The sequence below is a fragment of the Pseudomonas sp. FG1 genome (assembly GCF_034313875.1).
GTDB lineage: Bacteria > Pseudomonadota > Gammaproteobacteria > Pseudomonadales > Pseudomonadaceae > Aquipseudomonas > Aquipseudomonas veronii.
In genome coordinates this window covers 5,234,729-5,245,553 of record NZ_JAVIWP010000001.1, presented here as the reverse complement: position 1 = coordinate 5,245,553, position 10,825 = coordinate 5,234,729, and the positions used below count along the sequence as shown (strand labels likewise).

The 10,825-nt window shown below is 64.0% G+C and carries 11 protein-coding genes; all 11 read left to right on the top strand.

All coding sequences use genetic code 11. The features are described 5' to 3' along the window. Positions 1-103 precede the first annotated feature (103 nt). The 11 genes from RGV59_RS23865 to RGV59_RS23815 all read left to right on the top strand — a co-directional run bounded on the left by RGV59_RS23865 (position 104) and on the right by RGV59_RS23815 (position 10,807). Positions 104-697: a transposase gene (locus tag RGV59_RS23865; RefSeq protein ID WP_046489232.1), complete on the top strand. Its 594-nt coding sequence runs from the start codon at positions 104-106 to the stop codon at positions 695-697. A gap of 59 nt (positions 698-756) precedes the next feature. After that, complete coding sequence (locus RGV59_RS23860; protein ID WP_104902986.1) at positions 757-2,343, top strand: ShlB/FhaC/HecB family hemolysin secretion/activation protein; 1,587 nt, start codon at positions 757-759, stop codon at positions 2,341-2,343. Positions 2,344-2,367: 24 nt separating this feature from the next. Further along, complete coding sequence (locus RGV59_RS23855; RefSeq protein ID WP_126586928.1) at positions 2,368-4,167, top strand: DUF2341 domain-containing protein; 1,800 nt, start codon at positions 2,368-2,370, stop codon at positions 4,165-4,167. An 11-nt stretch (positions 4,168-4,178) separates the two neighbouring features. Further along, entirely contained in the window at positions 4,179-4,604 is a 426-nt protein-coding gene (locus tag RGV59_RS23850; RefSeq protein ID WP_017849147.1) for an ExbD/TolR family protein, read from the top strand. 3 nt (positions 4,605-4,607) lie between these two features. Continuing rightward, a complete protein-coding gene (locus RGV59_RS23845; protein WP_126586926.1) occupies positions 4,608-5,312 on the top strand; it encodes an energy transducer TonB family protein in 705 nt (234 codons plus the stop codon). Positions 5,313-5,354: 42 nt separating this feature from the next. Continuing rightward, a complete protein-coding gene (locus tag RGV59_RS23840) occupies positions 5,355-7,055 on the top strand; it encodes a putative porin (protein ID WP_104902988.1) in 1,701 nt (566 codons plus the stop codon). Positions 7,056-7,073: 18 nt separating this feature from the next. Then, positions 7,074-7,700 (top strand): hypothetical protein, encoded by a 627-nt coding sequence (locus RGV59_RS23835; protein WP_046489225.1) that lies wholly within the window; start codon positions 7,074-7,076, stop codon positions 7,698-7,700. A 20-nt stretch (positions 7,701-7,720) separates the two neighbouring features. Next, a complete protein-coding gene (locus tag RGV59_RS23830; protein ID WP_102618446.1) occupies positions 7,721-8,191 on the top strand; it encodes a YbjN domain-containing protein in 471 nt (156 codons plus the stop codon). Beyond that, the gene (locus RGV59_RS23825) at positions 8,188-9,138 is read left to right on the top strand and encodes a peptidylprolyl isomerase (protein WP_126586924.1); all 951 of its coding nucleotides are present in this window, start codon (positions 8,188-8,190) and stop codon (positions 9,136-9,138) included. The genes RGV59_RS23830 and RGV59_RS23825 overlap by 4 nt, the downstream gene beginning before the upstream one ends. 51 nt (positions 9,139-9,189) lie before the next feature. Continuing rightward, positions 9,190-10,167 (top strand): LysR family transcriptional regulator, encoded by a 978-nt coding sequence (locus RGV59_RS23820; protein WP_126586922.1) that lies wholly within the window; start codon positions 9,190-9,192, stop codon positions 10,165-10,167. A gap of 85 nt (positions 10,168-10,252) precedes the next feature. Continuing rightward, a complete protein-coding gene (locus RGV59_RS23815) occupies positions 10,253-10,807 on the top strand; it encodes a histidine phosphatase family protein (protein WP_017849154.1) in 555 nt (184 codons plus the stop codon). Positions 10,808-10,825 lie beyond the last annotated feature (18 nt).

Here is a 10,825-nt window from a genome sequence, read left to right as displayed (position 1 = left end):
AGTGCCCGGCCACGCCCGTCTTGCCTATGTAACGCGCTGGAGGCGGCCACAAGTCGTCTCCCCAGCCGTCAGCAGGACGCCAGGAGTGGGGCACATGGGAACTATGGAACGTTACTCGAAAGTCGGCATGCAGGAGCTCGATCAGCGCCTGTCGAAGATCGTCGAAGCCGCGCGCAAGAAGCCGGTTTCGGTGTACCGCTACGGCGCGCCCTGGGTGTGGATCGTTTCGCAGGACGATTGGCAGGGCGCTTTGAAGGAAGTCTCCAGCTACATCCCCGCCGGCCATTCGCTGGTGTTGTTGCGCCCGCAGATCGATGCGGTGTTCGACCGGCACCACGACCTGCTGCAGCCCGCACCCGGGATGCAGATCGCGCCGCGCACCGTGTTGCAGATCCTGCTGCTGCAATTGCTGTACTCCGTGCCCAGCGAACAGCAACTGCACGAACAGCTCAATTACAACCTGCTGTTCCGCTGGTTCGTCGGCCTCGACCTGCACCAGAAGGTGTGGGGCATCCAGGTGCTGCAGCGCGATATCGCCACCCTGTTGAGCAACCCGCGGGCGGTGCAATTGATCCAGACCGTCATCGGTGAAGTGTTTTGTGGCGCCTTGCTGCACATGCCGGAGTTCTCGTTGAACTTCGCCTTGTTGCACACCTGGCTGGCACGGCACAGCCAACTTTCGATAACCCGCAATTGAGCAGGCCAAACGCCGTGCAATCGGCGAGGGCGCAACATTTTAGACATTTAGGGGGCTGTGTGGAGCATCTGTTCAAGTCAACGCTGGCGCTGTGTTGCCTGGCGCTGGGCACCTTGGTGCAGCCGGCGCTGGCCGAGGAGGGCGATGCCCCGGCGCGCCGGGTGGACGTCAACGAGTACTTCGTGCGCGGCAATACCGTGCTCGATGCGGCAACGATCGAAGAGGCGGTGTACCCGTTTCTCGGCCCGCAAAAGACCCTGAACGATATCGAAGGCGCCCGCGACGCGCTGCAGAAGATCTACCAGGCGCGTGGCTACCAATCGGTGTTTGTGGAGCTGCCGGAGCAGAAGGTCGATGACGGCATCGTCTACCTGCAAGTCAGCGAAACCAAGGTCGGCCGCGTGCGGGTGGTGGGGGCCAAGCATTACTCGCCGGTGGAAATCCGCGAGGAAGTGCCGGCGCTCAAGGAAGGCGCCGTGCCGGATTTCGCCAGCGTGCAAACCCAGCTGGCCGGGCTCAACCGCAGTGCCGGGCGCCAGGTCACGCCGCTGGTGCGCGAGGGGCAGCGCCCCGGCACGATGGACGTCGACTTGCAGGTGGAGGACCAGAACCCATGGCACGCCAGTATCGGCCTGAACAACGACTACAGCGCCGACACCGAGAAGCTGCGCTCGGTCGCGACCCTGGGCTACGACAACCTCTGGCAACTGGGCCACAGCATCTCGCTGACGTATTTCACCGCGCCCCAGGACAGCTCGAATGCCAAGGTCTGGTCGGGTTCCTACAGCGCGCCGCTGGATGAGCGCTGGACCTTGCAGTTTTCCGGTTATCAGTCCGACAGCAACATCGCCACCATCGGCGGCAGCAACGTGTTGGGCAAGGGCCATTCCTACGGGGTGTCGGCGATCTACAACCTGCCGCTGGACGGGAACTGGGCCAACTCGTTCTCCTTCGGCATCGACTTCAAGGACTTCGACGAACAACTGAAATTCGGCGCCAGCAGCGACCAGGTGCCGCTCAAGTATGCCCCGTTCACCTTTGGCTACAACGGCTACCGCTACAGCGAAAAATCCCAGCTGGGCCTGGGGTTGAACCTGGTGGTGGGCACCCGGGCGTTCTTCGGCTACGGCAGCGATGCCGAAGAATTCCGTGCCAAGCGCTGGGACTCCAGCCCGAGTTTCGCCGTGCTCAAGGGCGATGCCAATTACACCTACACCTTCGCCAACGACTGGCAGTCGGCGTCCAAGGCCGGCTTCCAGCTGGCCTCGGGACCGCTGGTGTCCAACGAGCAGTATTCCGCTGGCGGCGCCACCTCGGTGCGCGGTTACCTGGCGGCCGAGCGCACCGGGGATGAGGGGTTGCTGCTCTCCCAGGAGCTGCGCACACCGTCTTTGGCCAAGTTCCTCGGCAGTTATGTGCAGGAGTGGCGCTTCTACGCGTTCGCCGAAGGCGCGCGCCTGCGTCTGCACGACCCGCTGCCCGAGCAGGAGGACGAATACAGCCTGGCCAGTGTCGGCCTTGGCACCCGCGCCAGTTTGAGCAAATGGTTGTCCGGCAGCCTGGATTGGGGCTACCCGCTGCTCGACGGACCAAACACCCAGAAACAGGACTCGCGACTGCACTTCAGTGTGCAGGCGACCTTCTGACCCTTTTTCCCGGAGATTCTTCCCATGCAACGCCTATTCCTGAGCCTGTTGATCTGCCTGGGCTTCGCGCTCCCGGCCACCGCCCATGCCTGGTGGCAGGACGATTGGCACTACCGCAAACAGATCAGCGTGGACACCACCGCCCAAGGCGCCGCGATCAACCAGGCCCTGGGCCGCACCGCGCTGCTGGTGCGCCTGCACACCGGCAACTTCACCTTTGACGGGGTCAAGGATGACGGCAGCGACCTGCGCTTTGTCGGTGCTGATGACAAGACCGTGTTCAACCACCAGATCGAAAGCTTCGACCCGCTGATGGGCATGGCGCTGATCTGGGTCGATGTGCCCAAGGTCGAAGGCGCTCAGCGCCAGGACCTGTGGATGTACTACGGCAACCAGAAGGCCCCGGCCACCGCCAACGGCCAGCTGACCTTCGACCCGAATTACACCGCGCTGTATCACTTTGACGGGGCCAGCGGCACACCGCCACGGGACACCACGGCCTACGCCAACACCGCGCTGAATGCCACCGGCAGCAGCATCGACGGCGTGGTCGGGCGGGCCTTGCAGTTCAGTGGCCAGCCCTTGCTGTTGCCGGCCAGCCCGTCGCTGCAACATGCCGCCGGTGGGGCCTTCACATTCAGCGCCTGGCTGCGCCTGGACCAGGCCAGCGGCGAGCAGATCGTCCTCGCCCGGCGTGAGGCTCCGCATAGCCTGTTGCTCGGGTTGAACCAAGGCATGCCGTTTGTGGAAGTCGACGGCCAGCGCGCCGTCTCGACCCAGCCATTGAACCCTGGTCAATGGCAGCACCTGGCGTTCACCGCCGAGGGTGAAAAAGTCACGCTGTATGTCAACGGCCGCGAAACCGCGAGCCTGGCGGTGGCGATGCCGGCGTTCAATACACAACTGGCGATCGGCGCCGATCTGCCGGAAGCAGCCGGCCCGCACTTGCCGTTTGCCGGGGCGATGGATGAGCTGCGCCTGTCCAAGGTGGCCCGCCCGGCGACCGTGTTGCTGGCCGATGCGAGTGCCCAGGGCGCCGAGTCGAAACTGGTCGCTTACGGCGTGGATGAAGAACAGTCGGGCTTCGGTTTCGGCAGCCTGGGCTTTCTGCTCAACGCGGTGCCGATGGATGCCTGGGTGATCATCCTGGTGCTGGTGGCGATGATGTTCCAGTCGTGGGTCATCATGATTCGCAAGAACCGCATGGTCAGCCGTGTGAGCAGTGCCAACGAGGCGTTTCGCGAGCAGTTCGCGCAGATCGGCACCCGCCTGGAAATGTTCTACGACGACAACGTACTCGCCGAACGCCTGACCCACTCTTCGCTGTGGCGCCTGTACTGCGTGGCGGTCAAGGAGATCCGCACCCGCCGCGCCCAGGGCGCCGACACCTCATCGGTGTCGGCGGCCACCATCGAAGCCATCCGTTGCTCCATGGACGGCGTGCGTACCCGCGAAAACCAGGCACTCAGTTCCAAACTGTCGACGCTGTCCAACGCCATCGCCGGCGGCCCGTACATCGGCCTGCTGGGTACGGTGCTGGGCATCATGGTGGTGTTCCTCGGCACGGCCATGGCCGGCGACGTGAATATCAATGCGATCGCCCCAGGCATGGCGGCGGCCTTGCTGGCCACGGCCATGGGCCTGTTCGTCGCGATCCCCGCGCTGTTCGGCTACAACCGCCTGATTACGCGCAACAAGGAAGTCAGCGCCGACATGCGCGTGTTCGTCGACGAGTTCATCACACGCCTGGCGGAGATGCACGGCGAGAGCCAGTTCAGTGACGCGGCGCACCGCGTGCCGCACCACGCGCCGGTTTCGGCCTGAGGAGAATCGCCATGGCTTCCGTAAATGCCTCCCACGACGATGACGACGATGCCGCCGTCGACAGCATCAACATCACGCCCCTGGTGGACGTGCTGATGGTGGTGCTGGTGATGTTCATCCTCACCGCCACCGCCCAGGTCTCGGGCATCCAGATTCATCTGCCCAAGGCCAGCGCCTCGGTGTCGCTGTCGGAGGCCAAGACCAAGGCCATCTCCGTCAACGACGGCGGCCAGGTGTTTCTCGATGCCTACCCGGTCACCCTCGGCGAGCTGGAGGAGCGCCTGCGCATCGAGAAAGCGCTGAACCCGGATTTCCCGGTGATCGTGCGCGGCGACGCCACGGTGCAGTACCAGAAGGTGATCGAGGTGCTCGACCTGCTGCGGCGGTTGGAGCTGTCCCAGGTCGGGCTGGTCACCGGCAAACCGAGCCAGGGCTGAGTCATGACCGCACAGATCCCGATGCCGCCGTTGCCCGTGAAGAACAAGCCGCCGCTGCGCCCGCTGAAGTGGGGCGCCGGCCTGCTGCTGGGCGCCGTGGCCGCCTGGTTTCTCTGGCAATGGGCCAATGACATGAGTGGGGTACGCCGCGAAACACCCAAGGTGCCGACCATTATCCCGTTGCCGCCACCGCCGCCACCGCCGCCGGAAAAACCCAAGGAACCCGAGCCCCAGGTGGAAGAAAAAGTACCCGAGCCGGTGCCCACGCCGGAGCCCGAAGAGGTGAAACCGGCGGAAGAAGCACCGCCTTCGCCGGCCGACGACTTGGCCAACCCGATGCAGATCGATGGCGATGCGCAGTCCGGCAATGACGGCTTCAACATCGGCGCGGGCAAGGGCGGTGGCATGGCCGGTTCCGGCGGCGGTGGCCTGGGTGCCGGCACGTACAAGCAATACCTGGCGGGGGTGTTTCAACGCCTGCTGAGGGAAGACCCGGAGTTACGCAAAAAGGCCTACGCGGTACAGGCGGATGTGTGGTTGAGCGCCGAGGGCCAGGTCACGCGTGTGGAGCTGGCCAAGTCCAGCGGCGACCGCGAGACCGACGCCCAGGTGCTGGCGGCGTTGCGTGTACCGCATGCCGCGCAACGCGTTCCAGCCTCGGTGAGCATGCCGGTGCGCCTGTCCCTCAAGGGTCGGCGTCCGGATTGATCGAACCCATTTTTTGCAGTTTTTTACAGGAGTTGCTTACGAATGATTTCCCCCGTGAATCGCCTGACCCTGGCGGTCGGCATGGTCATCGCGACCCTGGTCGGCCAGGCGACGGCCGCCCCGGTCGCCCCTTCGGAAAACGTCACGATCAACCTGATCCGCCTGCTGGTACAGCAAGGCGTGCTCACCCAGGACACCGCCAATGGGCTGATCGCCCAGGCGGAAAAAGAAGCCCAACAGGCACGCCAGGCCAATGCTGCGCCGGTAGTCGCCAGCGGCCCGACGGCGGCACCTGGCGATGTGCGCGTGCAGTATGTGCCGCAAGCGGTACGCGACCAGATCCGCGATCAGGTCAAGGCCGAAGTCATGGCCACCGCCAAGCAGGAAAACTGGGCCCAGCCCAATACCTTCCCGGATTGGGTCTCGCGCATCAGCTTTGATGGCGATATCCGCCTGCGTGACGAGTCGCGCTATTTCTCGGGGAGCAACAGCAATGAAATCCTCGATTACGCCAAGCTCAATGAGAACGGGCCTTACGACGTCAACCGCAACTCCAACACCAAGTTGCCGCCGCTGCTCAACACCCGTGAAGACCGCGAAAGCCTGTTCCGCCTGCGTGCGCGCCTGGGCATGAAAGCGGTGATTTCGCCGGAATGGACCGCCGGCATTCGCCTGGGCACCGGCTCTGACAATAACCCGGTGTCCACTACCCAGACCCTGGGCGGTGGCTTCGGCAAGAAGGACATCTGGCTCGACCAGGGTTACCTGAGGTGGAAAACCACCGACTACATGACCTTGACCGGCGGGCGAATCGCCAATCCGTTCTACGCCACCGACATGATGTATTCCAACGAGCTCAATTTCGACGGCGTGGCTGCGATCTTCAACCACAAGCTCAACAACGAGTGGGGTCTGTTCGGCACCCTCGGCGCATTCCCGGTCGAATACACCGCGGATGCCGCCAGCAGCAACGGCATCGACAAGGAAGACAGTCAGACCAAATGGCTGTTCGGCGGGCAAATCGGCGCCGATTGGAAGATCAACCGCGGCAACAGCCTTAAGCTCGCCGCGGCCTATTACCAGTTCCAGGACATCCAGGGCGAGCGCTCCAGCCCTTGTTCGCCGTGGGCCGGCGCCCCCGGTTGCGACACCGACGGCACGCGTGTGGCCTTTATGCAAAAAGGCAACAGTGTGTTCCTGCTGCGTAACAACACCACCAACCCGGCGGACCCTGTCAGAACGCCAGACCCGCAGTACGTAGGCTTGGCGTCCAAGTTCGACGTGCTGGACCTCAACCTGGTCTGGGACAGCGAACTGCCCAGCGACTTCAAGTTGCGCACCCAAGGCAACTACATCCGCAACCTGGCCTACGACAAAGGCGAAATGCTCAAGCGCAGCGAAGGCCAGATCGTCAACAACATCAACAGCAAGGGCCAGTTTGAAAGTGGCGGCAACGCCATGATGGTGCAGTTCACCCTCGGCAGTGCGCTGGAGATGCGCAAACGTGGCGATTGGAACGTGCTGGCCGGCTACAAGTACATCCAGCCTGACGCCTTGCCTGACGGTTTCAACGACTCCTCGTATCACCTCGGCGGCACCAACGCCAAGGGCTACTTCATTGGCGGCAACTACGGCATCGACAAGAACATCTACGCCAGTGCGCGTTGGTTGAGCGCGTCGGAAGTGTATGGCGCGCCGTTCGAAGTCGATGTGATGCAACTGGAACTCAACACGCGCTTCTGATGCGCAGGGAGATGCCCCATGAACACGCGAATATGCGCGCTGCTGTTGCTGCTGGTTACCACCGGTGCTTCGGCCGAAGGCATGGAAGAGCGCCTGCGCACGCAACTGCGCAGCACCACCCAGCAGTTGCAGGCGCTGCAAAGCGAGCAGGCCCAGGCCAGTGCCGCGCGTCTGGCGGCGGAAAACCAGGCCAAGCAGGCCCAGGTGCAAATCAAGCAATTGACCGCCGAGCTGGAAAAGGCCCGTGGCGTGGCCGAGCAACTCGCCGGCCAGCAACAGAACCTGCACAGCCAGGCGCAAGCCCAGGCGGCGGCGAGCAACGAGCAGATCGGCAAGTTCAAGAAGGCTTATGACGAACTGCTGGTGTTGGCCAAGGGCAAAGAAACCGAGCGCGCACGCCTGCAGGCGCAACTGAGCGAACGTGACACACAAGTGCAGCAATGTTCAGCCAAGAATCAGCAGATGTACGGCGTGGCTCAGCAGTTGCTCGCGGCCTACGAAAAAATCGACGTGGCCGAGGTAATGAGTATTCGCCAACCCTTCGCCAGCGGTGCGCGGGTCAAGTTCGAGGAACTGGCCCAGGGGTTTGGCGACGATCTGTACAAGACCCGCTTCGATGCGCCCCAGGCGGGCGTCAATCATTGATCCACAAGGAAGAGCAGACCATGAACGAATTGATCACCAGCGTCACCGCCCAGAGCCTCACCGAGTTGCTGCAAGAGGCCGGCTACCGGGTCAACCAGAGCGAGCAGAACGGCATCGTGCAACTGCTCAGCGCCAGCCAGGGCATCGGCTTTGCCGTGCGCTTCGGCAACCCGGCGACGGAGCCGGGCAGCTACGTGGATTTCACCTACAGCTGCGCGCTGCGCGTGCAGGGCGACTTGCCCGAAGGCCTGGCCCAGGTGTGGAACGCCTCGCGCCGTTTTGCGCGGCTGTCGGTGCAGGGTGAATTTCTGCTGATGGAAATGGATGTGGTGGTGGCCGGTGTCGGCGCCACGCACCTGCGCAGTCAGTTGGAACTGTGGGACCGCCTGCTGCAGGAATTTATCGTCTACCTGCGTGAGTACAGCCAGCACGCCGCGCAGTTGCAGGCCCAGGCGGCTGAACCTGTAGCTGAAGAGGTACCGGTGCTGTGAAGAAGCGAACTGTGGTTGTCGGCGCGGGGGCGCTGACGTTGCTGGTGGTGGCGGTGGGGTTGAGCCTGCGACCGGGCAGCGACCCGGTCGCCGCTCAGCAACCGGCGCCTGTCGTCACGCCCTCGCCCAACGAGCGTGGCGCGCCGGCGGTGGCACGCCTGGGCAACCAGCAGATCGACGTGCCTGAACTGAAAAGCGTGCTGGCGAGCCTGCCGGCCGAATCCCGTGAGCAACTGCGCGGCAACCGTGGCGCCCTGGAAAGCTGGCTGCGTTCGCGCCTGGCGCAAAAGGCCGTGCTCGAACAGGCCGACGCCCAGGGCTGGCGCCAGCGCCCGGAGGTGGAGCAACAGACCCGCGCCGCCACCGAACAGATCGTGTTTCGCGACTACATGCTCTCGGTCAGCCAGGTGCCGGCCGACTACCCCAGCGCCGCTGAATTGCAGCAGGCCTACGACGCTGGCAAAGCACAATGGATGACGCCGCCGATGTACCGGGTCAGCCAGATCTTCCTGGCGCTGAATGACCCGCAAAGTGTCGACGCGGTACGTCGCCAGGCCCAGGAACTGAGCCGCAAGGCCCAGGCCGCGCCGGGGGATTTTGCCGCCCTGGCCACGCAATACTCGCAAGATCCGGACACCGCCCAGCGCGGCGGCGACTCGGGCTTGCAGCCGTTGCAGCAACTGGTGCCGGCGGTGCGCGAAGCGGTGTCGCGGCTCAAGGTCGGCGCGGTCTCGGAGGTGGTGCAAAGCCCGGCGGGGTTCCATGTGCTCAAACTCACCGCCCAGCAACCGGCGCGCACCGCCACCCTCGACGAACTGCGCGAGCGCCTGACCCAGGCCCTGCGCGCGCAACGCCAGGAACAGATCGCCAAGGCGTATCTGGAAGGCATGCTCAATACCGCGACCTTGAGCATCGACGGCGCGCAGTTGAACCAGGTGCTGGAGTAACCCGCGTCAACCGCATTGGATGCACAAGACCTACAAGACAGGGAGTCTCCCATGGCATTTCTAGAACCGTCTGGCCCCCAGGGGCCTGCACCCTATCGCGAGCCGAGCCAGTCCCGCAGCGCCTGGTTGGCCCTGGCCAACGACATCGAGCCGGAGGTCGCGCGCTACTTTCTGGTGAGTGCGCGCTGCGGCTGTTTCATGCAGGCGGCGCGCAGCCTGAATATCAAGGCGACGCTGCTGCGCAAACGCCTGGCGCAACTGGAGGAACAGCTGCGCCATGTGTTGTTCATTTTTCAGGGCAACGGCCTGGTACTCAGCCGCGATGGCCAACTGCTGCAGGCGCAATTGATTGCCCTGGCCCATGCGCGGCGCCTGCCGGTGGTGGAGCAACCGCTGATTCGCCTGGCCGTGGCCGAGCCGATCCTGCACGACATCCTCGGGCGCGACCTGATCGCCTTGCTGCGCCGCAACGCCAGCGTGCGCCTGGAGATCATCTCCATCGACAGCCAATTGTCCCTGCAAGCGGCGGACGTTGACGTGGTGCTGTGGCTCTCCGACGCCGATGGCCCTACACCCGGCCCGAGTTTCCCCACTGCGCCGCCTCAAGTGCTGGCGCGCTTGGAGTACCTGCCGCACATCGCCAAGCGTTACTCGCGGCTGACAACCCGCCCCGACAGTGTCGAAGACCTGGATGACTACATGCTGGTGCAGTGGCAGCCGGATGGGCAGGTGAACGCCTTACAGCCATGGAACACGGTGGTCGCACAGCGCCTGGCCGCGGTCGTGCAGGTGCATGCCTATTCGTTGATGCTCGAGATGATCCGCTGCGGCGCCTGCATCGGTTTGCTGCCGCGCTACATGGGCAGCTTCGACCGTGGCCTGGTGGCCTTGCCGGGATTGCTCGCCGAGCCCATGCAGCGCCAGGTGTGGCTGGCGGTGAAAGCGCAGGTGCAGCATGCCGAGGCGGTGCAGATGATTGTCGAGTTGATCACCAGTACGTTCGAGGGGCGGCGGGAGTGGTTTGATTAGTGCAGGATCCGGCCCCGGACGTTGCGTGATCGCCCCAACTGCGCCAGTCTTGGCGGCCTCATCCTTCCTGTAGCTGCGATCCGCGATGCAAGCCACCCGTTTGACTCTGATCTGCCATGCCGTCACGCCGTTGCAAAAGCGCGGCTGCTTTGCCGATGACGAATCGTTGGTGATGGATTGGCAAAACGCGGCGTTATCCCTGGCCGGTCGCTTCAAGAAAAACGTGCGGCTGCGCTGTGGGCCCGAGGCGCGAACCCGTCAGACGGCGAGTTTGTTCGGCGATCGGGCGCAGATCGACGAGGCCTTGCGCGATGGCGATGTCGGGCACTGGAAAGGCCAGGACATCGCCGCGCTCGACAGCGCCGAACTGACGACCTGGCTCACCGACAGCGCGAGCGCACCCCACGGTGGCGAGTCGGTGGATCGGCTCTGCGCGCGCGTCGCGCAGTGGATGCAGTCGCTGCAAACCGAATCCGGCCATGTCGTGGCCATCACCCACCCGTTTGTCATCCGCGCCGCGTTGCTCTACGTCATGCAGTTTCCCGTCGCGATGTTCTATCGCATCGATGTGGAGCCGCTGTCTTGCACTGAGCTGCGTTTCAACGGCGTCTGGCGCCTGCGCCTGGAAACTCACGCCTGAGTGCGTGAACATGGCAAA